This window comes from Streptomyces sp. NPDC030840 (assembly GCF_055572015.1).
Genome location: NZ_JBVIEE010000004.1, coordinates 171,959 through 196,378 on the forward strand (window position 1 = coordinate 171,959; position 24,420 = coordinate 196,378).

26 protein-coding genes are annotated in these 24,420 nt (G+C 70.9%); 4 read left to right on the top strand and 22 right to left on the bottom strand.

Translation table 11 applies throughout. The annotated features are described in order from the left end of the window. Nucleotides 1-87: 87 nt before the first annotated feature. The 5 genes from ACZ49J_RS11140 to ACZ49J_RS11160 form a co-directional block, all read right to left on the bottom strand. Nucleotides 88-792: an antibiotic biosynthesis monooxygenase gene (locus tag ACZ49J_RS11140; protein WP_467451193.1), complete on the bottom strand. Its 705-nt coding sequence runs from the start codon at nt 790-792 to the stop codon at nt 88-90. A 546-nt stretch (nt 793-1,338) separates the two neighbouring features. Next, complete coding sequence (locus ACZ49J_RS11145; protein WP_468348784.1) at nt 1,339-1,878, bottom strand: DUF3618 domain-containing protein; 540 nt, start codon at nt 1,876-1,878, stop codon at nt 1,339-1,341. Then, nucleotides 1,875-2,312: a phage holin family protein gene (locus tag ACZ49J_RS11150; RefSeq protein ID WP_467451196.1), complete on the bottom strand. Its 438-nt coding sequence runs from the start codon at nt 2,310-2,312 to the stop codon at nt 1,875-1,877. Before ACZ49J_RS11150 ends, ACZ49J_RS11145 begins: the two co-directional genes overlap by 4 nt. 52 nt (nt 2,313-2,364) lie before the next feature. Then, nucleotides 2,365-3,261 carry a hypothetical protein gene (locus tag ACZ49J_RS11155; protein ID WP_467451198.1) on the bottom strand — a complete coding sequence of 299 codons (897 nt, stop codon included), beginning with the start codon at nt 3,259-3,261 and terminating at the stop codon, nt 2,365-2,367. After that, on the bottom strand, nt 3,258-3,401 hold the full coding sequence (locus ACZ49J_RS11160; protein WP_467451199.1) for a hypothetical protein: 144 nt from the start codon (nt 3,399-3,401) through the stop codon (nt 3,258-3,260). The genes ACZ49J_RS11155 and ACZ49J_RS11160 overlap by 4 nt, the downstream gene beginning before the upstream one ends. A gap of 190 nt (nt 3,402-3,591) precedes the next feature. Between ACZ49J_RS11160 and dapA the strand changes: the two genes are divergently transcribed. After that, nucleotides 3,592-4,524, top strand: coding sequence for a 4-hydroxy-tetrahydrodipicolinate synthase (gene dapA / locus ACZ49J_RS11165; RefSeq protein ID WP_467451200.1), 933 nt, complete (start codon nt 3,592-3,594; stop codon nt 4,522-4,524). On the opposite strand, the gene ACZ49J_RS11170 is transcribed toward dapA, so the two are convergent. The 5 genes from ACZ49J_RS11170 to ACZ49J_RS11190 all read right to left on the bottom strand — a co-directional run bounded on the left by ACZ49J_RS11170 (nt 4,505) and on the right by ACZ49J_RS11190 (nt 9,175). Further along, entirely contained in the window at nt 4,505-5,728 is a 1,224-nt protein-coding gene (locus ACZ49J_RS11170; RefSeq protein WP_467451201.1) for a WD40 repeat domain-containing protein, read from the bottom strand. The two genes, dapA and ACZ49J_RS11170, sit on opposite strands and share 20 nt — an antisense overlap. Continuing rightward, nucleotides 5,725-6,285, bottom strand: a complete 561-nt coding sequence (locus ACZ49J_RS11175; RefSeq protein ID WP_467451203.1) for a SigE family RNA polymerase sigma factor — start codon at nt 6,283-6,285, stop codon at nt 5,725-5,727. Before ACZ49J_RS11175 ends, ACZ49J_RS11170 begins: the two co-directional genes overlap by 4 nt. Nucleotides 6,286-6,468: 183 nt before the next feature. After that, nucleotides 6,469-7,458, bottom strand: coding sequence for a 2,3,4,5-tetrahydropyridine-2,6-dicarboxylate N-succinyltransferase (gene dapD, locus ACZ49J_RS11180; protein ID WP_467451204.1), 990 nt, complete (start codon nt 7,456-7,458; stop codon nt 6,469-6,471). Between the two features lie 857 nt (nt 7,459-8,315). Then, nucleotides 8,316-8,855, bottom strand: coding sequence for a TetR/AcrR family transcriptional regulator (locus ACZ49J_RS11185; protein WP_467451206.1), 540 nt, complete (start codon nt 8,853-8,855; stop codon nt 8,316-8,318). Beyond that, a complete protein-coding gene (locus ACZ49J_RS11190) occupies nt 8,855-9,175 on the bottom strand; it encodes a DMT family transporter (RefSeq protein ID WP_467451208.1) in 321 nt (106 codons plus the stop codon). The genes ACZ49J_RS11185 and ACZ49J_RS11190 overlap by 1 nt, the downstream gene beginning before the upstream one ends. 334 nt (nt 9,176-9,509) lie before the next feature. Between ACZ49J_RS11190 and ACZ49J_RS11195 the strand changes: the two genes are divergently transcribed. After that, the gene (locus ACZ49J_RS11195) at nt 9,510-11,210 is read left to right on the top strand and encodes a hypothetical protein (RefSeq protein ID WP_467451336.1); all 1,701 of its coding nucleotides are present in this window, start codon (nt 9,510-9,512) and stop codon (nt 11,208-11,210) included. Between the two features lie 55 nt (nt 11,211-11,265). On the opposite strand, the gene ACZ49J_RS11200 is transcribed toward ACZ49J_RS11195, so the two are convergent. The 4 genes from ACZ49J_RS11200 to ACZ49J_RS11215 are packed head-to-tail and all read right to left on the bottom strand — an operon-like array spanning nt 11,266 to nt 15,038. Beyond that, nucleotides 11,266-12,564 (bottom strand): NAD(P)/FAD-dependent oxidoreductase, encoded by a 1,299-nt coding sequence (locus ACZ49J_RS11200; RefSeq protein ID WP_467451209.1) that lies wholly within the window; start codon nt 12,562-12,564, stop codon nt 11,266-11,268. Continuing rightward, a complete protein-coding gene (locus ACZ49J_RS11205; protein WP_467451211.1) occupies nt 12,561-13,355 on the bottom strand; it encodes an amino acid ABC transporter ATP-binding protein in 795 nt (264 codons plus the stop codon). The genes ACZ49J_RS11200 and ACZ49J_RS11205 overlap by 4 nt, the downstream gene beginning before the upstream one ends. Continuing rightward, on the bottom strand, nt 13,352-14,119 hold the full coding sequence (locus ACZ49J_RS11210) for an amino acid ABC transporter permease (RefSeq protein WP_467451212.1): 768 nt from the start codon (nt 14,117-14,119) through the stop codon (nt 13,352-13,354). The genes ACZ49J_RS11205 and ACZ49J_RS11210 overlap by 4 nt, the downstream gene beginning before the upstream one ends. A 16-nt stretch (nt 14,120-14,135) precedes the next feature. Continuing rightward, a complete protein-coding gene (locus ACZ49J_RS11215; protein ID WP_467451214.1) occupies nt 14,136-15,038 on the bottom strand; it encodes a substrate-binding periplasmic protein in 903 nt (300 codons plus the stop codon). A 231-nt stretch (nt 15,039-15,269) separates the two neighbouring features. Here ACZ49J_RS11215 and ACZ49J_RS11220 point away from each other — a divergent pair, with 231 nt between their 5' ends. Further along, complete coding sequence (locus ACZ49J_RS11220) at nt 15,270-16,493, top strand: CdaR family transcriptional regulator (RefSeq protein ID WP_467451216.1); 1,224 nt, start codon at nt 15,270-15,272, stop codon at nt 16,491-16,493. Nucleotides 16,494-16,788: 295 nt separating this feature from the next. After that, a complete protein-coding gene (locus ACZ49J_RS11225) occupies nt 16,789-17,670 on the top strand; it encodes an AbfB domain-containing protein (protein WP_467451217.1) in 882 nt (293 codons plus the stop codon). A 110-nt stretch (nt 17,671-17,780) separates the two neighbouring features. Here ACZ49J_RS11225 and ACZ49J_RS11230 read toward each other — a convergent pair whose 3' ends face one another. From ACZ49J_RS11230 to ACZ49J_RS11265, 8 genes are read right to left on the bottom strand one after another with little or no spacing between them, the layout of a single operon-like run. After that, nucleotides 17,781-18,113 (bottom strand): metal-sulfur cluster assembly factor, encoded by a 333-nt coding sequence (locus tag ACZ49J_RS11230; RefSeq protein ID WP_131569140.1) that lies wholly within the window; start codon nt 18,111-18,113, stop codon nt 17,781-17,783. Further along, nucleotides 18,110-18,577 carry a Fe-S cluster assembly sulfur transfer protein SufU gene (gene sufU, locus ACZ49J_RS11235; RefSeq protein WP_467451219.1) on the bottom strand — a complete coding sequence of 156 codons (468 nt, stop codon included), beginning with the start codon at nt 18,575-18,577 and terminating at the stop codon, nt 18,110-18,112. The genes ACZ49J_RS11230 and sufU overlap by 4 nt, the downstream gene beginning before the upstream one ends. A gap of 19 nt (nt 18,578-18,596) precedes the next feature. Beyond that, nucleotides 18,597-19,853 carry a cysteine desulfurase gene (locus tag ACZ49J_RS11240; RefSeq protein ID WP_467451221.1) on the bottom strand — a complete coding sequence of 419 codons (1,257 nt, stop codon included), beginning with the start codon at nt 19,851-19,853 and terminating at the stop codon, nt 18,597-18,599. Beyond that, nucleotides 19,850-20,614: a Fe-S cluster assembly ATPase SufC gene (gene sufC, locus ACZ49J_RS11245; protein ID WP_031105882.1), complete on the bottom strand. Its 765-nt coding sequence runs from the start codon at nt 20,612-20,614 to the stop codon at nt 19,850-19,852. Before sufC ends, ACZ49J_RS11240 begins: the two co-directional genes overlap by 4 nt. Before the next feature lie 7 nt (nt 20,615-20,621). Then, on the bottom strand, nt 20,622-20,942 hold the full coding sequence (locus ACZ49J_RS11250) for a non-heme iron oxygenase ferredoxin subunit (RefSeq protein ID WP_215153832.1): 321 nt from the start codon (nt 20,940-20,942) through the stop codon (nt 20,622-20,624). Then, nucleotides 20,939-22,123, bottom strand: a complete 1,185-nt coding sequence (gene sufD, locus ACZ49J_RS11255) for a Fe-S cluster assembly protein SufD (protein WP_467451222.1) — start codon at nt 22,121-22,123, stop codon at nt 20,939-20,941. The genes ACZ49J_RS11250 and sufD overlap by 4 nt, the downstream gene beginning before the upstream one ends. 57 nt (nt 22,124-22,180) lie before the next feature. Beyond that, nucleotides 22,181-23,602 (bottom strand): Fe-S cluster assembly protein SufB, encoded by a 1,422-nt coding sequence (gene sufB, locus ACZ49J_RS11260; protein ID WP_467451223.1) that lies wholly within the window; start codon nt 23,600-23,602, stop codon nt 22,181-22,183. Beyond that, entirely contained in the window at nt 23,599-24,342 is a 744-nt protein-coding gene (locus ACZ49J_RS11265) for a helix-turn-helix transcriptional regulator (RefSeq protein WP_467451224.1), read from the bottom strand. Before ACZ49J_RS11265 ends, sufB begins: the two co-directional genes overlap by 4 nt. Nucleotides 24,343-24,420 lie beyond the last annotated feature (78 nt).

Below are 24,420 nucleotides of genomic sequence, written 5' to 3' on the forward strand. Positions count from 1 at the left end.
CTCCACCCTCCCACCGAAAACTTTTTTTGTCCAGACGGCTGAACTTTTCGGCGAAAGGGTAGGAGGACCGGAACCGTCAGGTGAGCGTCACTCGGGGACGAGACCCAGGGCGTGGCTGTACCGGCTGACCGTGCTGCTCTTCAGCCCGGGCCATGTCTGCACCCGCTCCCACCGCTCGCGGGCCGCCGGCGTGCCGATCCCGTCGCCGGGTGCGGTGAGGGCGTCGATGTGGGCCTGGGCGGTCTCCCACTCGGCGTAGTTGAGGACCCTGGTGCCGTCGGTGGAGAGGTGGAAGTGGGCGGAGATGCCGCCGGGGTGCGGGTCCGGCTCCGCGGCGAGGGCGTCGAGGACGGCGTCGACCCAGGCCCGCTGCCGGCCGGGGTCGGCCCCCTCGAACTCGACGTCGACGATCACGATGCAGCCCGGTACCGGTGGCTCGTCCCGCGTCAGGCTGCGGTACCGGCGGTACCGTCCGAGCCACTGGCGCTCGATGCCCGGCACGGCGGTGTCGATCTCGTCGTTGCGCTCCTGCCGCTGAGTCCTCACGAACGCCTCGTACGCCTGCTCGTCGGTCCACTGCGAGTGGTGGAGCAGGGTCGAGCCGTCCAGCCCGGTGTAGAGGTGGTACCCGAGCAGCGAGTCCGTGGGCCAGGGCCGCCGCTCCCAGGCGGCGGCCACGGCCTCCACGGTCTGCCGCTGGCGGAGCGGTGTCCCCACCTTCCAGGTGCTGAAGAAGGGCGCCCCCACGTCGGCGAGGTCGAGTCGGGGATGGGTGTGGGTACGGCGGGGCATGTCGGCCTCCGGTGATCGGTACGGGTGCGTGTATCGATCACCTTTCAACCTCAACCAAGCCTGAGGTCAAGGGCAGGGACGCTCTCGTCTGCGGGTTTTGTCCGTGGGGCTACCGCGGGTCCGTCGTCGTTGATCGCGCAGTTCCCCGCGCCCCTGAAGATCACGAGCCGCACCCGGCATCATTTGCGCACCCCAACCGGCCGCCGCGCACCAACGCGCAGGCACCGGCACCACCACTCACCTGGAGTCGCCGACGCGCCCAAGGGGGCGGGCCGGGAGGTGTCCGCCCGCAGCGGCCGGCGTCCGCCACCGAGAGGCTGATGCACCCGCAGCACCGCCGGACCGAGGACGGAGACCTCCCGACGCGCCCCCGACCACGATCAATCGCGTAGGCGCACCAGCCCCCGAGGGGCCGCAGACACTCGACGACCGGCGGGGCACGCCCCCAAGGGGCGCGGGGAACTGCGCGACAAGCCAGAACCGACCCTCAGCCGCTCCCACACAGAACCGGGCAGACGCGAACGCACGCCCCCGAGGGGCCACCCGCTACCGGTCCCGGAGCCGGCGCAGACGCCGGGCGACATCGCGGCGGAGTGCCGCGGAGGAACCACGGCGCCCACTCAACAGCACCCGCGGAGCACCGCGACGCCCACTCAACAGCGCCCCCGGACCACCGCGACGCCCACTCAACAGCGCCCCCGGACCACCGCGACGCCCACTCAACAGCGCCCCCGGACCACCCCGACGCCCACTCAGCAGAACCCGCGGAGCGTCATGCTGTCGCCAGGCCAGCGCGCCCGCGGCCGCCGCGGCGACGCCCACACCCACACCGCCGATCACCACGGCCCGCGGCGTACGCACGCTAGGCACCCGTTCCCGCACGGAGTGCGCCGCATGGGACGCCGTGCCCCTCAGCTCGGCCACCTGGGCCCGGGCCCGCGCCTTCACGTCGGTCTTGGCGACCAACTCCTCCACGGTGTCACCCAGTTGGTGACGCGTCATCTCGATCTGCTGCCGCAGTTCGTCGGGCCCCTTGGCCCCGGCCGAACCCGTCGAACCGGCCGAACCACCGGAGGTACTCGTCATCGGTGCGCCCTTCCCTTGATCTCCTCGACGTCCGCCCTGACGCTGTCGATGGCCCGCGCGGGCGTGGCCGGCTTCGCACGACGCAGCTGGGCGCGCCCGGTCGCCGCCAGCACGGCCGCGATGGCGAAGAGCACTCCCGTGATGATGAGCGCGGCGGCCCACACGGGCACCGCCAGCGAGAGTGCCGCCACGCCGGCGCCCGACAGGGCCATGAGGCCCACGTAGCCGACGGCGCCGGCCGCACCCAGCAGCCCGCCGCCTCGGCCCGCGCGCCGCCCCTTCTCGGCGATCTCCTCCTTGGCGAGGGCGAGTTCCTGCCGTACGAGCGTGGAGAGCTGTTCAGTTGCCTGCCCGACCAGTTCACCGACGGAATGGCGCTCGTGGCGCTCGGCCGCCGTGGGTCGCGCGGGCCTGGTGTCCAGGGTCCCGGTCACTGTGCCGCCTCCTCTCGTCCGGGGCCTCTCCGAGTACCCGGCCCTGGCCGCGCTACCCCTGCGGAGACGATCCCCGCGGCGGCGCCCCGGGTCCGGGCCCCTCGCCGAGTCTGGCCAGCTGGCTCTGGAACCAGTCGAGCCGCGCCTGCAGCAGCGCCGCCTCGGCGATGAGCTCGGGGACACCCAGATCCCCAGGCAGCCCGGGCAGTCCGGGCGAACCGGACGGGCCGAATGGACCGGATGAGGGATGGGAGGACGCGTTGGACGACGAACTGGGCATCGCGGCATCGGACGACGGACCGGGCATCGCGCCGGACGACGCATGGGGTAGAGCGGACGGGCGACCTGACGGACCGCTCACCACCGCACCCGCACCCGAACCCGAACCCACACCCGCACCCGCACCCGCACTCCCCCCGGCCACCCGCACCCGCAACCCGCCCCCCGCCAGCCGCGCGAACGTCGCGAGCGACAGGGACGTACGCCCGCGCAGGCAGCCCGCGCACGCACCGGCCAGGGCGCGCCAGCCCGGCCGCCCCCAGCCGGCGTCGGCCAGCGCCACGGCCGCCGCGCCGCACGTGCAGGGCCCGACCGTCGCCCACCGCACCCGCTGGCGCGCGTACCGGAAGCCGAGCTCGAAGCGGATGTACGAGCCGAGGACGGAGACCTCCAGCAGCACGGCCGCGCGGTGCTCGGCCGTGCACAGCAGGGCCTCGGCCGCCGCGGGGTCGTGCACGCAGTGGAAGCCGCAGTCGCACAGGCGCGCGGGGGCACGGTGCTTGAGCCCGTAGACGCACCGGGCCTCGTCGAGGACCCCGTACGGCAGCGCGCCGCCCAGCGACACCCCGGTGAACCCGGCCCGCGAGCCGTCCTGGGACAGCATCGGGTGGGCGATCTTGTACCCGGTCGGCGGCTCCGCCGGACGTTCCTCGGGGAGCCGCAGTCTCATCGCGCTACCGGTACCTCTTCGGCCGCGGCCGTCTGCGGCGCCTCGGCCTCCTCGGCCTCCTCGGGGAGAAGCAACTCCTCCTCGTACGGCTGCTCCTGCTCCTCCGCGACCCCGGTGGCGAGTGCCTTGCCGAGCCTCATGACGCCTCCCATGACCGTGACCTGACGTTTGCCGGCCTTCCTCGCCATGGTGACCCAAAAGGGGCGGCTTGGCACCAGGGCCTGGTACCTCCGCGGCAAGGGCGCACGACACGTCCGTGTAGCTTCTCTTCCCGTTACCTCGTAGGAGAATTAAGTGGAGCTTCACTCTCGTCCGGTCGAGACTGCCTCCATGACGACTCCGACGACTCCGACGACTCCCCGCGGGTGCCGCCCCGCCCCCTTCGGCCGCGCCCTGTGCGCGATGATCACGCCCTTCACCGCGGAGGGCGCTCTGGATCTGGACGGCGCGCAGCGCCTCGCCGACCGTCTGGTGACCGGGGGCTGCGACGGTCTGGTCCTGTCCGGTACGTCGGGCGAGTCGCCCACCACGTCGGACGCGGAGAAGGCGGAGCTCGTGCGCGCGGTCCGCGCGGCGGTCGGGGACCGCGCCCACATCGTCGCGGGCGTCGGCACGGCCGACACGCGGCACAGCGTGGAGCTCGCCCTGGCGGCCGAGAAGGCGGGCGCGGACGGCCTGTTGGCGGTCACGCCGTACTACAGCAGACCTCCACAGGACGCCGTCGAGGCCCATTTCCGCGAGCTCGCCGACGCCGCCGGGCTGCCGATCGCCCTCTACGACATCCCCGGCCGCACCGGCACCCGCATCGAGCCGGAGACCATGATCCGGCTCGCCGGCCATCCGCGGATCGTGGCGGTCAAGGACTGCGCGTACGACCTGCTCGGCACGCAGAAGGTGCTGGCGGAGACGGAGTTGGCGTACTACACGGGCTGCGACGAGTACGTGCTGGCGCTGTACGCGATCGGCGGGAGCGGCTATGTCAGCACCGTGGCCAATGTGACACCTCGTCACTTCCGGGCAGTCATCGACGCGTTCGACGCGGGCCGGACCGCCGACGCGGCCCGGCTTCAGCGGCTCACCATCCCGCTCACGGAGTTGATGATGGGCTCAGGCCTGCCCGGCACCGTCACCGCGAAGGCGCTGCTCGGGCGGCTGGGGCTGCCGGCCGGTCCGGTGCGGTCGCCGCTGCGGCCCGCCGGCCGGGAGACGGCCGACGAGCTGCTGGCGGCGTACGAGGAGCTGGTCAGCTCCAGCGCTCGGTGAACATCGGGACCCAGCGGCCCGGATAGTCGGCCGACGCCTTGCGGAAGTCGCTGAGCTGGACGACCTTGTCGCTGCCGATGGTGATGAGCAGGAGCTGGTTGCGGAACTCGTCCGTGCCGCTGCACCGCCTGGGGTCGCATCCCCAGGCGATGAGCCGCTTGTTGTCGGCCCAGGCGAGGAGCTGCTGCCCCGGAACGGTCGTGACGCGCTCGCCGGTGCGCGAGTCGAGGATCTCCGAGGAGATCTCGTCACCGTCGCCCGCGAAGGGGCCCCCGACGAGCTTCCCGTCGGGCGAGAGGCCCGCCTCCGCCCAGCTGATGTGCTTCTCGGCCGGCGGAATGCCCGTCCTGTTGCCGTCCAGGTCGTAGTACTCCCGCCCCGGTTCCTCGGAGATTCCCGCGTACACGTACTTGCCGTCGTGGCTGAACTCGAAGTCCCCGCGGGGGTTGGGCGCCCAGCCCATCTCGTCCTTCCAGTAGGGCGCCTTGTGCCACTCCTCCTTGCCGGAGTCCACGTCCACGACGGAGAACCCGGTCCGGCTGGCCACGGGCCCCGGGACCGTCTTGCCGTCGACCTTCTGGGGGTGGTCGACGAAGCTGCGGTCGGGGTTCTTGGAGTAGGTCGTCGCCACGAGCTTCTCGCCGTCGGGCGAGAAGGCGACCCCGGCCACCCCGTGCTCGACCGGGATCCAGCGATTCACCTTGCCGGTGATCATGTCGAGCAGACCGATGCGCCGGGCGGGCAGTTCGCCCTCCAGCACGGCGGCGGTGCGCATACCGGGGGCGACGTCCAGGAAGGCCCACTTGGCCTTGCGGTACTTTCCGGTCTTCTGGTCGAGCAGCCCGTACACCCGCTTGGAGATCACGTCCCCGCCCGGCTGCTTGTCGTTCTCCCGCACGAAGAACGCGGCCAGTGCCGTGTCGCCCGCGGCGATCATGTCCCGGGGCGGTGACTGGCGGGGGTGCCCGATGATGTCGCTCTTGTTCATCTCGCTCGCGGGCCGGACGTCCTCCCCGCCCCCGGACAGGGCGGGCACCAGCCCCGCGCCGACGGCGAGGGCCGTGACGGCGGCGGCGCCCACGATCGTGCGGTTCCGGCGGCGGCGCCGGACGGTCAGCACCCGGTCGGCGAAGCCCGGCGGGACGGGCGCGGGTTCGGCGGCCTGCTCGCGGAGCGCGTCACGCACCAGTTCGTCGACGTTCACGGACGCACCTCCATGGGCGAGTAGTCGCGGGACGACGGATCCCGCTCGGCGTCGGCCGGCCCGAGCGCGGCCAGCTCGGGCGCGAGGGCGCGCAGCCGGGCGAGCGACCGGTGCGTGGTGGACCGTACGGTGCCGACCGAGCAGCCGAGGATGCGGGCCACGTCGGCCTCCGGCAGGTCCTCGAAGTAGCGCAGGACCAGCACGGTCCGCTGGCGGGCGGTGAGCCGGGCCAGCGCACCGCGCATGAGCAGGCGCAGTTCGGCGGCGGCCGCGCCGTCCGAGGGGCCGCTCGCCTCCGGCGGTTCGGCGACGCTGACCTCGCGGCGCCGCCACTTCAGGCGCCAGCGGCTGACCTGCTGCCGGTACAGGATCTGGCGGACGTACGCCTCGGGCTCGTCGATACGGTGCCATCGTCCCGCGGCCTTGATCAGGGCGTTCTGCAGCAGGTCCTCCGCCGCGTGCCGGTCCCCGCCGCTCAGCAGCACCGCCGTCTTCAGCAACGCCGGCGACCGGCCGGCCACGAACTCCCGGAAACTCTCCTGGCCTTCGGCATCCATCGTCACCTTCTCTTCCCCGGCGGTGCCCTGTGCCCCACCCCTGCACTCCTTGTGACGCGCGCGGCCGGGCGCTGCTATGCCACTTGGCCGCGAGGCACCGCGAAGAAAGCCGGGCGCCCTCCCGCTGCTCGCGGGAGGGCGCCCTCGTCCTGGACCGCGCGGTCCTGGCGGTACTGGCGGATCCTAGTTGTGGCTGTGCAGGATCTCGTTCAGGCCGCCCCAGACCGCGTTGTTCGGGCGGGCCTCGACCGCGCCGCTGACGGAGTTGCGGCGGAACAGGATGTTGGAGGCCCCGGAGAGCTCGCGGGCCTTGACGATCTGGCCGTCGGGCATGGTGACGCGGGTGCCGGCGGTGACGTACAGGCCGGCCTCGACGACGCACTCGTCGCCGAGGGCGATGCCCACGCCCGCCTCGGCGCCGATCAGGCACCGCTCGCCGATGGAGATGATCACGTTCCCGCCGCCGGACAGGGTGCCCATCGTGGACGCCCCACCGCCGATGTCGGAGCCGTCGCCGATGACGACGCCGGCGGAGATGCGGCCCTCGACCATCGAGGTGCCGAGCGTGCCCGCGTTGAAGTTCACGAAGCCCTCGTGCATCACGGTGGTGCCCTCGGCGAGGTGCGCGCCGAGCCGCACGCGGTCCGCGTCGGCGATACGGACGCCCTTGGGGGCGACGTAGTCCGTCATGCGCGGGAACTTGTCGACGGACGTCACCTGGAGGTGCAGTCCTTCGGCGCGCGCGTTGAGCCGGACCTTCTCGAGGTCGTCGACGGCGACCGGCCCGAGCGAGGTCCAGGCGACGTTGGCGAGGAAGCCGAAGATGCCGTCGAGGCTCTGGCCGTGCGGCTTGACGAGCCGGTGCGAGAGCAGGTGCAGGCGCAGGTAGACGTCGTGCGCGTCGATCGGCTTTTCGTCGAGGGAGGCGATGACCGTGCGGACCGCGACCACCTCGACGCCCCGGCGGGCGTCCGGGCCGATCGCCTTCGCGGCGCCCTCGCCGAGCAGTTCGACGGCCCTCTCGGCGGACAGCCGCTCGCTGCCGGCCGGTCCGGGCTCGGCCGTCAGCTCGGGTGCGGGGAACCAGGTGTCGAGGACGGTGCCGTCGGCGGCGATCGTGGCGAGACCGGCGGCCACGGCGCCGGTGGTGCGAGGAGCAGTCGTGTCGGTCATGGGGGCAACCTAACCGGCGGGGGGCCGCGGAGGCGAACCGGTGGGAGGGGCGTCTCATGTGCCGGTCGTCGGCGCCAGGGCTTCTCTCGCCCCCGCCGCCCCTACCCGTCCCATCCTGTCCCTGGGGGCTGCGCCCCCAGGCCCCCGCATAGGCCTGACGGCCTCGTCCTCAAACGCCGGACGGGCTGGATAAGCCCAGCCTCAGCCGAAAACCCAAGCCCCGGCCGGGAAAAGCCCAACACGGCCTCGCCCCCGCCAGCGCGGCCCGCACGCAGCCCGGCCCGCCCGCTCCAGCGCCGCCGCGCACCATCCAGCCTCGCCCACACGGTCCAGCCCACCGGCACCATCCATCCCCGCCGCGCACCGACCAGCCCCACCACCACCATCCAGCCCCACCCAGACCACAAGCCCGCCTGCACCAGTCAGCACTGGCGCACCACCCAGCCCACCGGCACCATCCATCCCCGCCGCGCACCGTCCAGCCCCACCACCACCATCCGGCCCCACCCAGACCACCGGCAGCCCCACCCAGACCACCAGCCCGGCCTGCACTGTGTGCACCACCGAGCCCGCGGCACCATCCAGTCCCCCCGGCACCACCGAGCCCACGCACCATCCAGCCCCACCCGGGCCACCCAGCCCCACCGGACCACCCAGCCCCGCCACGCACCATCCAGCCCCTCCGGCGTTTGAGGAGCGGGGGTCCGGGGGCCGGCCCCCGAACGGGGTCCGGGGCGGAGCCCCGAAAAGGACGGGGGTCCAGGGGGCGCAGCCCCCTTGGCGGGGTCGAAGGGGCAGCGCCCCTGGGGATGGGACGGGTAGGGGCGGCGGGGGCGAGGAAAAACCCGGCCGCCACGTCAGCGCGTCAACACACGCCCCAACATCTCCCGCGCATACCCCTCGTCATACGCCACCCCCGTCAGCAACACCTGCAGACAGATCCCGTCCACCAGAGCGACCACGGCCCGCGCGGTAACCGGATCGGTACGCCGAGCGAGCAGATCGGCGAACTCCCGCACCCACTCCGCCGCGACAGACCGCAACGCGGGCCTCCGCAGAGCCGCGAGGTACAGCTCGTACTCCAGTTCCACCCCCGTGCGATCCCCCGCGAGCCACTCCCCGGTCAGCGCGGCGAGCTCACCGGCCAGATCGACCCCGGGGTCCTGCAGCGCGCCACGCGCGGCGACAGCCTTGGCGAACCCCTCGTTGGCCTGACGCAACGCCGCGACCATCAGCTCGTCGAGGGTCTTGAAGTGGTACGTCGTCGAGCCGAGCGGCACATCCGCCTCGGCGGCCACCGACCGGTGACTCAGCCCGGCGAGGCCCTGCGCGCCGACGACCCGGATCGCGGCGTCGATGATCCGCTGCCGCCGCTCGGGGTCGTACCTGCGGGGCATCAGTGCGCGCCTCCCAGGTTCAGCACCACCACTCCCCCGATGATCAGCGCTATCCCGGTGACCTTGGCGACGCTCAGGCCCTCCCCGAACAGCACCAGCCCGAGCAGGGCGACGGTCGCGGTGCCCGCCCCGGACCAGATCGCGTACGCCGTGCCGATCGACAGCGTCTTCAGAGTCTGCGCGAGCAGCACGAAGGACACGACATATCCGAGGAAGGTGATCAGCGAAGGCCCCAGCCTGCTGAAGCCGTCGCTGTACTTCATGGCGGTCGTCGCGGCGACCTCGGCGGCGATGGCTCCGGCGAGGAGTACGTATCCCATGTGTACGAGTGTACACATCGTTGCGTACGCCCGTACACATCAGCTGATGAGCGACTCCACCGGACCTTGCGGGGATATGAGCGGTCAGGCGCCACGCTTGCTCGGATTCCGCGATAGCCCTAGGTGTTACCCGTGGTTACAGTCCAGCCCCATGAGCGCAACAGGCACACACCACACGAGGTCATGGTTACGCGCCGGAACTGCCGGAGCGCTGGTGGCAGCCGTGCTCGCCACGGCACCGGCGGCGGACGGCGCACCGGCGGCGGACGGCGCACGGGCGGCGGACGGCGCACCCGCGAGGGACGCCACCGCGGCCCGCGCCGACAGCGCCACCGTGGCCGCTGCCGACAGCGGCGCCGCGGCCGTGTCCCGTACGGAGACACCCGTGGCGTCCACGTCCCCCGTCACCGACGTCGTCGAGACCCGGGTCTCCCTGCGGGTGCCGTTGCCCGCCTCCGCCGGCGCCCACCCCGAGCGCTGCGACCGGCTGTGGTACCTGCGCTACCGGTCCGCGTCCGGCCCGGCCGACTCCGCCGCGGCGGACAGGATCCTCGTCGCCCAGCCGGGGATCCTGGAGGGCGCGGGCGCCTTCGACAGCGTGGCCCGCAACACCGTGAAGGCGGCGGCCGGGCAGGGGAAGCACATCGAGTTCTGGGCGCTGGACCGCAGGTCCAACTGTCTGGAGGACAACACCGGGATCGCGAGCGGAGACACCGCCAGGGCCGTCGACTACTACTACGGCGGCGGTGAGGTCGACGGCCGCAGGTTCTCGGGTTTCCTGACCAGTGATCAGGCCGGCTGGCTCGCGGAGGTCGGTCTGGAGCAGACCGTCCGCGACCAGTACGACCTGCTGGCCGCCGAACTCCCCGACCAGCGGCTGCGCAAGGAGAAGGTGCTGTGCGGCGGGCACTCGCTGGGCGGGGTGCTCACCGGGGTCTTCGCCACCTGGGACTTCGACGGGAATGCCGCGACGACGGCCGACGCGGGGTTCAACCAGTGCGCCGGCTACTTCGCGCTGGACACGACGATCTCCACGTCGCTGGACGACCTCCAGGGCAACTCCGGCGACGGAGACGGGGGCGGCGGGGACGGGTCCTTGAACGGCACCCTCCTCCCCGAGGGCACCGTCCCGGACACCGGTCTCGGACTCGCCGCCGTGCGGGCCGGGCTGCGTACCGGCGTCCTGCCGCGCTTCCTCGGCCTGCCCGTGGTCCTCAATCCCGAGACGATGAACCTCCTGGCGATCGGCGGTCTGGCGGCCCGTAACGCCCCGGACGCCGAGTCCGCGTTGCTGGAGACGGTGCCCCGCAACACCAATCTGGACGTCACGTCCCGCACCCTCTTCTCCAAGGACGCGGGCGTGTTCCTCAGCGGCAGGCCGACGATCAGGGACTTCCGCCTCACCAACGCGGCGGTGCTCGGCGCCTTCATGGACGACAACTCGGCGCCGCTGGCGTTCCTCCAGACCAGCGTGGGCCTGTTCGACAGCCCCGGCGGCGGCCGGATCACCGACAAGGAGTTCCCCGTCTCGAACGACGTCGAGGGCTCACCGGCCCTGTTCGGTACGGAGCTGAAGGCGATCCCGGACCAGCCCGACGGCCCGCTCCACACCTGGCGGAACTTCGACCGCGTGGGCGCGCCCGACGACCCGGTGCACCGCTCCAAGGACGGCACGCCCTTCACGACGGCCGCCAAGGAGGTCACGGACATCCGGGAGCTGGCCCGCAGCCTCGCCGAACAGCCGCTGGACTTCACCGAGGACTACTTCCCGACCCGGCTGGTCACGGACATCCAGCTGATCGACGACCCCCAGCTCGCCCGCAAGCTGGTCCACCCGGGCGGCCTGACCGCCAATCCCCGTGTCACCTTCCTCGCGGGCGACGGCATCCTCGCCGACCACGTCCCCGCCGACGGGAACCCGGTCGTCCTGCCCGGCTACCAGCACCTGGACGTCCTCACGGCGGCGCCGGTGCAGAACGGCGGCGGCCGGGAGCAGATCTCCGTACGGTTGTCGGCGTTCGCGGCCAGGCCCTGAGGCCGGCGCCGGCCGCGGGGCTCACGCGGCCACGGGGTTCACCCACCCGCGGGGCTCACCCGCCCAGCCGCTCGAAGCCGAAGGGCGCGAGCGGCTCCGGGCGGCGGCCCGTACGGACGTACTCGGCGAGCCGGTGCCCGGTGACCGGGCCGAGCGTGACGCCGAGCATGCCGTGTCCCGTGGCCGCGAACGCGTTGTCGTGGCCCGGGACACGGTCGATGACGGGCAGCCCGTCGGGGAGGAACGGGCGCCCGCCGACCCAGGGATCGCGGATCAGGCCCACCAGGTCGTCCGGATCGTCGAACCAGCGGCCCAGGTAGTGCCGGCTGGCGAGGGCGACGGCGACGACGCGGCGCCAGTCGAGGCGGTTGTTGTTGCCGCTCAGCTCCATCGTCCCGCCGATCCGCGTGGTCCCGCCGATCGGCGAGGCGACGGCCCGGCGCTCACCGAAGTACAGCGTGTGCCGGGGCGCAGGGTCCAGGTCCACCGAGAAGCTGTAACCCTTGCCCGCCTGCAGGGGCAGCGGACACCCCATGGCGCCCAGCAGCCCCGCGGACCGCATGCCGGCCGCGATCACGACGGCCGCGCACGGCATCTCACCCGAACCGGTGCGCACCGCGGTGACCCGGCCCCCCGTGGTGCGGAACCCCGTGACCTCCGCGTTCTCGTGGACCTTCACCCCGGCCGCGGCGAGTGCCTCCCCGAGTCCCCGGGCGAACGCCTCCGGGTCGACCACCCCTTCTCCCTCGACGAGGTAGGCCGCGCGCACCCCGGTCGACAGCGCGCCGTCGAGCAGCCTGGCCTCGTCGCCGGTGACGACGTCGTCGGGCATCGGGTAGCGGCCGTCGGCCATCTCCCGCTGGAGGGCGAGATGGTGGCGGGCCTCGGACGGTGACAGGAAGGCGTGCACCATGCCGGGGCGGGTCAGGGTCGTGGTCACCCCGGCGTCGCGCAGGCCGTCGAAGAGGTCGAAGGTGTCGCGGTTCAGCTCGGCGACGGCCGCGTAGCCGCGCCGGAACGCGGCCGGTGTGCTGCTGCGCCAGAACCGCCACAGCCACCGGACGAACGCCGGGTCGGGCAGGGGCCGCAGATAGAGCGGCGAGTCCGGCCGGCCCAGCGACCGCAGGGCGTAGCGCACGACTCCGGGCGCCGGGACGGGCGTGGAGTGGCTGAGGCAGACCCAGCCCGCGTTGCCCCGGGAGGCCCCGGAGCCCAGGGCGCGCCGTTCGACGACCTCCACGGGCAGTCCGGAACGGGCCAGGTAGTACGCGGTGCACAACCCGACGACACCACCGCCGACGACCACGACCGGGCTGTCGCCGACGGGTCCGGGCGCGTCCCGTCCCCCGGTCATGAGGCCGACCCGTACGACGCGAGGAACTCCCGGGTCCGGGCCCGGGCCGGGTTGTCGAGGACGTCCCGTGGGTCGCCCTCCTCGACGATGCGGCCGCCGTCGACGAAGACGACGTGGTCGGACACCTCGCGGGCGAAGGGCAGTTCGTGGGTGACGAGCAGCATCGTCATGCCGTCCGCGGCGAGTTCGCGCATCACGCTGAGCACCTCGCGGGTGGCCTCCGGGTCCAGCGAGGACGTGGGTTCGTCGAAGAGGAGGACCTCGGGCTTGAGGGCCAGTGCCCGGGCGATGGCGACGCGCTGCTGTTCGCCGCCGGAGAGCTGGTCGGGCTGGGCGAGCCCGCGGTGGGCCACGCCGACCCGGCGCAGGAGTGCGACGGCCCTCTCCAGCGCCTCCTGCTCGGGTACGCCCGCCTTGCGCTGGGCCAGGACGACGTTCTCCACGGCCGTGAGGTGCGGGAACAGGTTGAACTTCTGGAAGACCATGCCGACGGTGCGGCGCAGCCGGGGCAGGTCGCGGCAGACCGTACGGCCGCCGCGGTGCACCACTTCGCCGGCGACCTCGACGATGCCGTTGTCGGGGCGTTCCAGCAGGTTGACGCAGCGCATCAGGGTGGTCTTGCCGCCGCCGCTCTGCCCGATGACGCTGACGATGCGGCCGCGGCCGACCTCCAGGTGCACGTCGTCGAGGACGAGGCGGCCGTCGAAGGACTTGCTGAGGCCCTCAATGCGTACGACGGTCTCGGTGGGGGCGGGTCCTGTCCTGTGGGCCGTGGTGACGGGCTCGGTCATACCGCCGCCTCCTTCCGTTCGACATCTGCCCCGATGTCCCCTCGGAGGTCGGCCGCGAGCAGTGCGCGGGCCGCCCGTACCCGCCGCCGGCGCCACGGGGACAGGGGCACCCCGGCCCGTACCTTGCGTTCCAGGAGCAGCAGGAGCTGGGAGAGCGGGTAGCAGAGGGCGAAGTAGATCGCCGAGATGACGAGGTAGACCTCCAGCGCCCGGAAGGTGGCCGAGGTGATGAGGCGCCCCTCGGACATCAGCTCGGCCGCGGAGACGGTGACGAGCAGCGAGGTGGACTTCAGCAGGTCGACGAGCATGGTGTTGGTGCCGGGCAGCGCCTGCCGTACGGCCTGCGGCAGGACCACGTGCCCGAAGATGCCCGCCCGGCCGAGCCCCAGCGCCTCGCCCGCCTCCGTCTGTCCGGCGTGGACGCCGCTGATCGCGGAACGGAAGATCTCGGAGAGGTAGGCGGCGTAGAAGACGACCAGGCTGAGGCTGCCGGCGGTGAACACGTCCAGGCGCAGTCCCGCCGAGGCCAGGCCGAAGTAGGCCAGGAAGATGATGGCGAGGAGCGGGACGTTCTTGAAGACCTCGGTGTAGACGGCGGCGACGGCGCGCGCGGGCCAGGCCCTGCTCAGTCGGAGCAGCGCCACGGCCAGGCCGAGGAGGACGGCGCCGACGAAGCTCACGACCGTGTACGAGACGGTGCGGCCGAGTGCGTCGAGGAGGTCGGAGCGGTAGTCGGACCAGGGGACTTGGAAGAGACCGGACATGAACTGACCTCGCCCCTCACTGTCCGATGGACGGCGGCGTCCAGTCCTGCGGCCGGTCCACGCCCCGGCGCGCGGTGGCGACGTCGGCGGCGGGCTTGAGGAACTGCCCGGGATCGCCGCCGTACTTCTTCACGAGCTTCTCCATCTCGCCATTGGCGTACATGGCGTCGATCTGCTCGGAGATGGCCTTCTCCAGCTTCGTGGCCTTCTTGGGGAGGTAGAAGCCGGTCTGGTACGGCTGGAAGTACTGGTAGGCGGGCTTGGCCTTGACCTGGGCGGCGGTCGGCGGCGTCAGGTACTGGGTGCTGATCTTCAGGTCCGGGCGTTCCTTCTGCGCGGCGATGATGATCAGCGGGTCGAGGAACCCGACGTCGACGCGGCCGGCGCCGAGGTCGTCGAACACGCCGTTGGCGTCGGGGTAGGCGTGCAGCTTGGCGCCGGGCACCGCCTGGATGGACTTGACCCAGACGTAGCCCTCGACGGTGCCCAGCTGCAGGCCCTTGAGGTCGTCGACGGTCTGGTACGTCTTGCCGCTGCGGACGGCCATCGCCGGGGGCGAGTAGTAGGGCGGGTCGGTGAACAGGCCCTGCTTCTGTCTGTCGGCGGACCAGGCGACGCCGCCGATCGTGATGTCGACACGGCGGGACTGCACTCCGGCGAGCATGCCGGCGAAGTCCGTCACCTGGGGCTTGATCTTGAGGTCCAGCTTCTTGGCCACGTAGGTGAGGATGTCGCCGTCCAGTCCGACGATCTTGTCGTCCTGGACGCTGGTGTACGGCGCGTACGGCTGGACGGCGACCTTGATCACGCCCGGTTCGAGCGTGCCCAGCGCGGCGGTCTTCGCCGAGACGTTCGCCGGGGCGTCGTCGCCGCCGGAGCCGCAGGCGGCGAGGGTGGAAACCAGCAGGAGTGAGGACAAAGCGGTAGCAACTGAGCGCACACGGTTCATCGGCGTGGGCCTTCCGTACCGGAAGTGAGGACACCCGCCGTTCACCGCGATGTGCCCCCGGCGGGGTGTGATGGTCCCCATACGCTAGGGACAGGCCCGCGGTGCGTCACCGTTCACTTCGTATGAAGTTGTGGCTGGAATCGCTCGCTCCCCTGTACGGTGCGTCCAACCCGGGCCCGCCCCTCGACGGGAGGAACGTCCGTGCTGAGCCCGTCACTCGCGCAGGAGATCGCCGGGGACACCTCCGCGGTCATCGGTTTCAACGTGCTGATCACCGATGCGGAGGGCATCGTCATCGGCAGCGGCGACACCAGCCGCGTCGGCACCTTCCACGAGGCGTCCGTCGAGGTCCTGCGCACCCAGGAGCCCGCCGCCCACACCGCGTCCGAGGCCCATCGCCTGCGCGGGGTGCGGCCCGGCATCACCCTGCCGCTGGTCACGGGCGGCCGCGCCGTGGGCACGGTCGGGATCACGGGCACGCCCGCGCAGGTGCGCCGCTTCGGGCTGCTGGTGAAGCGTCAGACGGAGATCCTGCTCAGGGAGTCCGTGATGCTGCGTTCCCGGCTGCTCGCCGAGCGCGCGGCCGAGAAACTGCTGGCGGACATCGCCTCCTACGATCCGCAGGTCGTGGAGGGCGAGTTCCTCATGTTCCGGGCGGCGGAGCTGGGCTTCGACCTGCGGTTGCGGCGAGTCGCGGTGGCGTTCGAGGTGACGGTGCCGGATGCGGGCACCCGCCGGCAGGGCGCCCCCGCCCGGGACATGGCCCTGGTCCGCTCCGAACTGCTGCGCACCGTCCGTGAGATCTTCGCCGACCCGCAGGACATCGTGGCCTCCACGGCGCCCGGCTGGATCGGTGTGCTGCACCGGCTGCCGGACCGGCGCCCGATGGACGCCCTGACGGCCGACTGCAGGCGGGTGGTCGACGTCGTCGCCGCGCAGGACGGCCTCATCACCCAGGTCGGGATCGGTGAACCGGCCGCCTCCGTGGGCGGGTTGCACGACTCGTACCAGGACGCGTGCGACGCCCTGCGCCTCGGCACCCGCAGGGCGAGCACAGCGAGATGGGGGTCCCCCCGCCCGAAGGGTGGCGAAGGCGCACCCGTCCACCTCATCACGGACCTGCGGGTCCATCAGGTCCTGGCGGAGGTGGGCCGGCCGGCCCGCAACCGGCTGCTGGACCGCACGGCCGCGGAACTGCGGACCCAGCCGGACTGGCCGGTGCTCCGCGACACGATCACCGCGTGGTGCGAGAGCGGCTTCAACCTCGTACGGGCGTCCGCGGCACTGCACATCCACCGCAACACCGTCGTCTACCGCATGCACAAGATCGAACAGCTCACGGGCCGCCCCCTGCGCGACCACCGCACGACGATGGCTCTGTACCTGGCCTGCCTGGCGGACCAGTTGGGTGGAGGCGCCCCGTAACCAACCAGGCGGACGCGTCCGCCGCCACTGTGACATCCACCGCTGCCCCAGCACCCGAGGCACCTGAGAAAAAGATGTGAATGTGGCGTAAAGCCTCAACCCGCCCTCGCAAACTCAGGATTACCTGAGAATCCGATCACCGAAAGCCTCCCTGCTACCCACGAGTTCCACTACTGTTTCACCAGTCACACACCCGGTAATCGCGGCCACAGCCGCAAGCCACGTGTCAGTGACCCCCTTTCCCCCTGTGCCGATATCGCGTACGCCCGTGGTGGCGACGCGGAGGGAACCGCGCATGCACGATGAAAAGCCCGGATCCGATCCGGACCTGCTCCCCGTCCTGTGGAGCTCGCCCCCCAAGGTGTGGGAAACCGGTGAGTCACCGGATCAGACCCGGGTTCCGGGCACACGCAGGCTGTGGGCTGCGGGCGCGCTCGCCGTCGCGGTCCTGGTAGGCAGCGTGACCGCGATAGCCCTGCAGGAGCCGCACACCACGAACTCGGCGACGGAGCGCACGGGCCGCACGACGACGGCCGACGATCCGATCGTGCCCACCGTTGTTCCCGCCGCCCCGGACGGCAAGAGCGGCCTGTCCTCCCCGCAGCCCGCCACGTCGAAGAGCTCGGCCTCCTCCGACTCCCAGCAGGGCGGCTCGAAGGCCGAACCCGAGCCGTCGAAGTCGAAGGCCGAGTCGGGGTCGGGGTCCGGGACCAGCAAGAAGCCGCCATCCTCCTCCCAGCCCTCGACCTCGTCCTGGAAGTCCGTACGGTCCGTCAACTACCCGGACCGCTACTGGCATCTGCGGAGCGGCGTGATCCGGCTGGACCGGGTGAGCTCCAGCAGCGGTAGCGAGACCAGGGAGGACTCCACCTTCAAGGTCGTCTCCGGGCTCGCGGACTCCTCCTGCTACTCCTTCCGCATGGAGGACGGCCGCTACGCACGCCACCAGAGCTTCGTTCTGCGCGTGGACCGCAACGACGGCTCGCGGCTGTTCGAGCAGGACGCCACGTTCTGCCCCCGCCGCTCCTTCTCCTCGGACGCGATCATGCTGGAGTCGGTCAACTACCCCGGCCGCTTCCTCCGTCACAGGGACTTCGTCCTGCGCCTGGAGCCGGTGCAGAACAGCCAGGTGTACTGGGCGGACACGGCGTTCCGGCTGGTGAAGGGGCTGGCCTGACCTCATACGGGAGCTGACGCCCCGTGCATGACTGTGGCCCCCGGCGCGCTGCCGGGGGCCACAGTCATGCGGGTGCGGGACGAGCGGGTGCTCGGACGGAGCGGGTGCTCTCAGACGTTGAACCCGAGCGCACGCAGCTGCTCACGGCCGTCGTCCGTGATCTTGTCGGGGCCCCACGGGGGCATCCAGACCCAGTTGATGCGCAGTTCGCTCACGAGGCCGTCCGTGGCGGACTTGGCCTGGTCCTCGATGACGTCCGTCAGCGGGCAGGCCGCGGAGGTCAGGGTCATGTCGACGGTCGCGATGTTCGCGTCGTCGACGTGGATGCCGTAGATGAGGCCGAGGTTGACGACGTCGATGCCCAGCTCGGGGTCGACGACGTCCATCAGGGCCTCGCGGAGCTCCTCCTCCGAGGCCGGCTTCATCTCCACGGTGTCACTCATGCCGTCTTCCTTTCGGCGTCGGCTCCGCCCAGGGCCTGGGCCGTCGCGTCCTTCCACGCCATCCAGCTGAGGAGGGCGCACTTGACTCGGGCCGGGTACTTGGAGACACCGGCGAACGCGACCGCGTCCTCCAGGATGTCCTCCATCGCGTCGTCGGGCTCGATCCGTCCCTTGGACTGCATCAGCTCCAGGAAGGTCTCCTGGATCTTCTGCGCCTGGGACAGGTCCTTGCCCACCAGGAGCTCGTTCAGCACGGAGGCCGAGGCCTGGCTGATGGAGCAGCCCTGGCCCTCGTACGAAACGTCGCTGATCGTCGTGCCGTCGTACTTCACACGCAGCGTGATCTCGTCCCCGCACGTCGGGTTCACGTGGTGCACCTCGGCATCGCCATCCCGAAGACCACGCCCGTGGGGGTTCTTGTAGTGGTCCAGGATGACTTCCTGGTACATCGAGTCCAGCTTCATGCGATCGCTCGCCAACCCCTCAGCCGAAGAAGTTCCGTACGTGCTCCAGTCCGTCGACCAGAGCGTCGATCTCGGCCGGCGTGGAGTACAGATAGAACGACGCTCGCGTGGTCGCAGGAATTCCGTACCGCAGGCAGACGGGGCGGGCGCAGTGGTGGCCGACCCGGACCGCGATGCCCTGCTCGTCGAGGACCTGGCCCACGTCGTGCGGGTGGATGTCGCCGAGCGTGAAGGAGATCGCCGCGCCCCGGTCCTCGGCCGTGGTGGGGCCGATGATGCGCAGGTCGGGGACCTCACCGAGCTTGCGCACCGCGTACTCGGTGAGCGCGTGCTCGTGGGCGAGGACCTTGTCCATGCCGATCGACGACAGGTAGTCGATCGCCGCTCCCAGACCCACCGCCTGAGCGATCGGCGGAGTGCCCGCCTCGAACTTGTGCGGCGCGGGTGCGTACGTCGACGAGTGCATCGACACCGTCTCGATCATCTCGCCGCCGCCGAGGAACGGCGGGAGGTCCTCCAGGAGTTCCTGGCGGCCCCAGAGGACACCGATGCCGGTCGGGCCGCACATCTTGTGGCCGGTGAAGGCCACGAAGTCGGCCTGGAGTGCCTGGACGTCGAGCGGCATGTGCGGCGCGGCCTGCGAGGCGTCGATGCAGACGAGCGCGCCCACCTCCTGCGCGCGCCGGATGATCGTCTCGACCGGGTTCACCGTGCCGAGGATGTTCGACACCAGCACGAAGGAGACGATCTTCGTCTTCTCCGTGATGATCTCCTCGATGTTCGACAGGTCGAGGCGGCCGTCGTCGGTGAGGCCGAACCACTTCAGCTTCGCGCCCGTGCGCTGCGCCAGCAGCTGCCACGGCACGATGTTGGAGTGGTGCTCCATCTCCGTGATGACGATCTCGGTCTCGGAGTCCACGCGGTAGGGCTCGTCGGCCCAGCCCAGCATGTTCGCCACGAGGTTCAGCGACTCCGAGGCGTTCTTGGTGAAGATCACCTCGTCGCGGCTGGGCGCGTTGATGAACTCCGCGACCTTGTCGCGCGCGCCCTCGTACAGCGCCGTGGCCTCCTCGGCGAGCACATGCACACCGCGGTGGACGTTGGCGTTGTAGCGCTCGTAGTACTCGCTCAGGGCGTCCAGTACCTGGCGCGGCTTCTGCGAGGTCGCCGCGTTGTCCAGGTACACGAGCTTCCGGTCGTCGTGGACCAGACGGTCCAGGATGGGGAAGTCCTTGCGGATCGCCTCGGTGTCGAGGAGGCCCGGCAGCTGTGTCACGCGGATGCGCCACCCTTCACGTATGCCTCGTAGCCCTCGTTCTCCAGCTTGTCCGCGAGCTCGGGGCCGCCGGACTCGGCGATCCGCCCGGCGGCGAACACGTGGACGTGGTCGGGCTTGATGTAGCGCAGGATGCGCGTGTAGTGGGTGATCAGCAGGGTGCCGACCTGGCCGCTCTCGCGGACGCGGTTCACGCCCTCCGACACCACGCGGAGCGCGTCGACGTCGAGGCCGGAGTCGGTCTCGTCGAGGATCGCGACCTTCGGCTTGAGCAGCTCCAGCTGGAGGATCTCGTGGCGCTTCTTCTCACCGCCGGAGAAGCCCTCGTTCACGTTGCGCTCGGCGAAGGAGGGGTCGATGGAGAGGCGCTCCATGGCCTCCTTGACCTCCTTGACCCAGGTGCGCAGCTTGGGGGCCTCGCCGCGGATGGCGGTGGCGGAGGTGCGCAGGAAGTTGGAGACCGAGACGCCGGGGACCTCCACCGGGTACTGCATCGCGAGGAACAGGCCGGCGCGGGCGCGCTCGTCGACGGACATCTCCAGGACGTCCTCGCCGTCGAGGGTGACGGTGCCCTGGGTGATGGTGTACTTCGGGTGACCCGCGAGCGAGTAGGCGAGGGTCGACTTGCCCGAGCCGTTGGGGCCCATGATGGCGTGCGTCTCGCCCTGCTTCACGGTGAGGTCGACGCCCTTGAGGATCTCCTTCGTGGCGTTGTCGGCCTCGACGGTGACGTGCAGGTCTCGGATTTCAAGCGTTGCCATGGGTGCCTCAGGACTCCTGGGTGAGGGAGACGAGCACGTCGTCCCCTTCGATCTTTACGGGGTATACGGGGACGGGGCGCGTCGCGGGAAGGCCGGACGGCTTGCCGGTGCGGAGGTCGAAGCTGGAGCCGTGCAGCCAGCACTCGATCTGGCAGTCCTCCACCTCGCCCTCGGAAAGGGAGACGTTCGCGTGCGAGCAGATGTCGTGGATGGCGAACACCTCCCCCTCGGTCCGCACGACCGAGACCGGCGTGCCGTCGAGTTCCACCCGCTTCGGGGTGTCCTCCTCCAGCTCGCTCAGCCCACAGGCGCGTACGAAGGTCGTCATGCGACCGAAGCCTCCAGCTCCTCTTCGATCTTCGCGATGAGGCGCTCCTCGATGTCCTCGACACCGATCTGCTGGACCAGCTCGGCGAAGAAGCCGCGGACGACGAGACGGCGGGCCTCGTGCTCCGGGATGCCGCGGGCCATCAGGTAGAAGAGCTGCTCGTCGTCGAAGCGGCCGGTCGCGGAGGCGTGGCCGGCGCCGACGATCTCGCCGGTCTCGATCTCCAGGTTCGGCACGGAGTCGACGCGGGCGCCGTCGGTCAGCACCAGGTTGCGGTTCATCTCGTAGGTGTCGGTGCCCTCGGCCTTGGCCTCGATCAGCACGTCACCGATCCACACCGCGTGGGCGTCGTCGCCCTGGAGCGCGCCCTTGTAGACGACGTTCGACTTGCAGTGCGGGGTGTTGTGGGTGACCAGGAGGCGGTGCTCCTGGTGCTGCCCGGCGTCGGTGAAGTACAGACCGAACAGCTCGGCCTCGCCGCCGGGGCCCGCGTAACTCACGCGCGGGTGGAGGCGTACGACGTCGCCGCCGAAGGTGACGACGACCGACTTGAAGCTCGCGTCGCGGCCGACGAGCGCGTTGTGCTGGGCCACGTGTACGGCCTTGTCGTCCCAGTCCTGGACGGAGACGACGGTCAGCTTCGCGCCGTCTCCCAGGAGGTAGTCGACGTTGGCGGCGAGCACGGCGTCACCGGTGTGGTCGATGACGACGACGGCCTCGGCGAAGGCGCCCAGTTCGATCACCTGGTGGCCGAAGGCGGTTCCGCCCTCGCCGTGCACGGCGACGCGGATCGGCTCGGTGAGGACCGTCTCCTTGGGGACGCTGATCACGCCGGCCTTCTCGAACGCGGAGTACGCCTGGGCGGCGACGCGGTCCACGGGGGTGCCCGCCCTGCCGATCCGCGCGTCGTCGCGGCCGACGGTCTCGACGGTGACTCCCTCGGGGGCCTGGACGTCCACCTTCACGCCGGTGCCGTTCGCGACCGCGGTGCCGTCGTGCAGGCCGCGCAGGCGCTCCAGCGGGGTGAAGCGCCACTCCTCCTCACGGCCGTGGGGGACCGGGAAGTCCGCCACGTCGAAGGACGGCGGCGCGCTCATGCGCGACACGACGGTCGACTCGGCCGCGACGGCGATCGAGCCGGCGGTGGTGGAGCCCACCGGGATGTTCTGAGCCTCAGCCATGGCTGCTCTAGTGCTCGCTTTCGTTGACGTAAGGGGCGTGATGGACGGGCGGAGGCGTCAGCCGACCGCGCCCTCCATCTGCAGCTCGATCAGCCGGTTGAGCTCCAGCGCGTACTCCATCGGCAGTTCCTTGGCAATCGGCTCGACGAAGCCGCGCACGATCATCGCCATCGCCTCGTCCTCGCTCAGACCGCGGCTCATCAGGTAGAAGAGCTGGTCCTCGGAGACCTTGGAGACGGTCGCCTCGTGGCCCATGGACACGTCGTCCTCGCGGACGTCCACGTACGGGTAGGTGTCCGAGCGCGAGATGGTGTCGACGAGCAGAGCGTCACAGAGGACGTTGGACTTCGCACCCGGGGCGCCCTCGCCGATCTCGATCAGACCGCGGTAGGAGGTGCGGCCACCGCCACGCGCCACCGACTTGGAGACGATGTTGGAGGAGGTGTTCGGGGCCATGTGGACCATCTTGGCGCCCGCGTCCTGGTGCTGGCCCTCGCCCGCGAAGGCGATGGAGAGGGTCTCGCCCTTGGCGTGCTCGCCCATCAGGTAGACGGCGGGGTACTTCATCGTCACCTTGGAGCCGATGTTGCCGTCGATCCACTCCATGGTCGCGCCCTCGTAGGCGACGGCGCGCTTGGTGACCAGGTTGTAGACGTTGTTCGACCAGTTCTGGATGGTCGTGTAGCGGCAGCGGGCGTTCTTCTTGACGATGATCTCGACGACCGCGCTGTGCAGGGAGTCGCTCTTGTAGATCGGGGCGGTGCAGCCCTCGACGTAGTGCACGTAGGCACCCTCGTCGACGATGATCAGGGTCCGCTCGAACTGGCCCATGTTCTCCGTGTTGATGCGGAAGTAGGCCTGGAGCGGGATCTCCACGTGCACGCCCTTCGGCACGTAGATGAAGGAGCCGCCGGACCACACGGCGGTGTTCAGCGCGGCGAACTTGTTGTCACCGGCCGGGATGACCGTGCCGAAGTACTCCTTGAAGAGCTCGGGGTGCTCCTTCAGGGCGGTGTCGGTGTCGAGGAAGATGACGCCCTGCTCCTCCAGGTCCTCGCGGATCTGGTGGTAGACGACCTCCGACTCGTACTGGGCGGCGACACCGGCGACGAGGCGCTGCTTCTCCGCCTCGGGGATGCCGAGCTTGTCGTAGGTGTTCTTGATGTCCTCGGGCAGGTCCTCCCAGGACTCCGCCTGCTTCTCCGTGGAGCGCACGAAGTACTTGATGTTGTCGAAGTCGATGCCCGACAGGTCCGAGCCCCAGTTCGGCATGGGCTTCTTCTCGAAGAGCTTGAGACCCTTCAGACGCAGCTTGGTCATCCACTCCGGCTCCGACTTCTTGTCGGAGATGTCGCGGACGACGTCCTCGTTCAGGCCGCGCCTGGCTGAAGCGCCGGCGGTGTCGGAGTCGGCCCAGCCGTACTCGTACTTACCCAGGCCCTCGAGTTCGGGGTGGGCAGTCTCCGTGGGGAGAGTCATGCGGGGTTCCTCCCGGCCGTGCTTGCAGATGCGGTGTGGGAAATCTTGGGGATGAACGTCGTGCAGACGCCGTCGCCGTGGGCGATGGTCGCCAGTCGCTGGACGTGCGTTCCGAGCAGCTGGGAGAAGATCTCGGTCTCCGCCTCGCAGAGCTGCGGGAACTCTTCCGCGACATGAGCGACAGGGCAGTGGTGCTGGCACAGCTGCTCACCGACCGGTGCGCTACGCGCCGTAGCAGCGTACCCGTCCGCGCTCAGGGCCTTGGCCAGGGCTTCGGTCCGCTCCTCGGGGGCAGCGGCCTCGATCGCCTCGCGGTACGCGGCGGCCTGCTCGGCGATTCTCGCGCGCGCGAAGGCGACGACGGCCTCGTCCCCGCCGAACCGCTCCTGGATCCAGCGCAGGGCGTCCGCGGCGAGCTTGTCGTAGGACTGGTCGAAGGCGTCCCGGCCGCAGTCGGTCAGGGCGAACACCTTGGCGGGCCGGCCGCGCGTCCGCGCGCCGTAGACCCGCTGCTCGCGGGCCTCCACGACATCGTCGGAGACCAGCGCGTCCAGGTGACGCCGTACGGCCGCCTGGGTGAGGCCCAGCCTCTCGGCGAGCGCGGCGACGGTCGAGGGGCCGTGGTCCAGGATGGACCGCGCGACCCGGTTGCGCGTGGAACGGTCCGAGCGCATCCCGGCCGCGAGCTCCTCCTGAGGGGCCCCGTTGGGGGTTCCCTGAGCCTCGCCGACGTTTTTCACAACGCCATTGTTGCGTAATTCCGCGGAGCGGAGCAAGCGAGGTCCGGAGCACCCAGCCGTGCCGTGCGTCACTTAGGT

Bases quoted from the DNA above. Each gene is read 5' to 3' on its own strand.
- ACZ49J_RS11140 (WP_467451193.1), bottom strand. From the start codon at position 792: ATGCCCCGCCGTACCCACACCCATCCCCGACTCGACCTCGCCGACGTG.
- ACZ49J_RS11145 (WP_468348784.1), bottom strand. From the start codon at position 1,878: ATGACGAGTACCTCCGGTGGTTCGGCCGGTTCGACGGGTTCGGCCGGG.
- ACZ49J_RS11155 (WP_467451198.1), bottom strand. From the start codon at position 3,261: ATGAGACTGCGGCTCCCCGAGGAACGTCCGGCGGAGCCGCCGACCGGG.
- ACZ49J_RS11160 (WP_467451199.1), bottom strand. From the start codon at position 3,401: ATGAGGCTCGGCAAGGCACTCGCCACCGGGGTCGCGGAGGAGCAGGAG.
- dapA (WP_467451200.1), top strand. From the start codon at position 3,592: ATGACGACTCCGACGACTCCGACGACTCCCCGCGGGTGCCGCCCCGCC.
- ACZ49J_RS11175 (WP_467451203.1), bottom strand. From the start codon at position 6,285: ATGGATGCCGAAGGCCAGGAGAGTTTCCGGGAGTTCGTGGCCGGCCGG.
- dapD (WP_467451204.1), bottom strand. From the start codon at position 7,458: ATGACCGACACGACTGCTCCTCGCACCACCGGCGCCGTGGCCGCCGGT.
- ACZ49J_RS11185 (WP_467451206.1), bottom strand. From the start codon at position 8,855: ATGCCCCGCAGGTACGACCCCGAGCGGCGGCAGCGGATCATCGACGCC.
- ACZ49J_RS11190 (WP_467451208.1), bottom strand. From the start codon at position 9,175: ATGGGATACGTACTCCTCGCCGGAGCCATCGCCGCCGAGGTCGCCGCG.
- ACZ49J_RS11200 (WP_467451209.1), bottom strand. From the start codon at position 12,564: ATGACCGGGGGACGGGACGCGCCCGGACCCGTCGGCGACAGCCCGGTC.
- ACZ49J_RS11205 (WP_467451211.1), bottom strand. From the start codon at position 13,355: ATGACCGAGCCCGTCACCACGGCCCACAGGACAGGACCCGCCCCCACC.
- ACZ49J_RS11210 (WP_467451212.1), bottom strand. From the start codon at position 14,119: ATGTCCGGTCTCTTCCAAGTCCCCTGGTCCGACTACCGCTCCGACCTC.
- ACZ49J_RS11225 (WP_467451217.1), top strand. From the start codon at position 16,789: ATGCACGATGAAAAGCCCGGATCCGATCCGGACCTGCTCCCCGTCCTG.
- ACZ49J_RS11230 (WP_131569140.1), bottom strand. From the start codon at position 18,113: ATGAGTGACACCGTGGAGATGAAGCCGGCCTCGGAGGAGGAGCTCCGC.
- sufU (WP_467451219.1), bottom strand. From the start codon at position 18,577: ATGAAGCTGGACTCGATGTACCAGGAAGTCATCCTGGACCACTACAAG.
- sufC (WP_031105882.1), bottom strand. From the start codon at position 20,614: ATGGCAACGCTTGAAATCCGAGACCTGCACGTCACCGTCGAGGCCGAC.
- ACZ49J_RS11250 (WP_215153832.1), bottom strand. From the start codon at position 20,942: ATGACGACCTTCGTACGCGCCTGTGGGCTGAGCGAGCTGGAGGAGGAC.
- sufD (WP_467451222.1), bottom strand. From the start codon at position 22,123: ATGGCTGAGGCTCAGAACATCCCGGTGGGCTCCACCACCGCCGGCTCG.
- sufB (WP_467451223.1), bottom strand. From the start codon at position 23,602: ATGACTCTCCCCACGGAGACTGCCCACCCCGAACTCGAGGGCCTGGGT.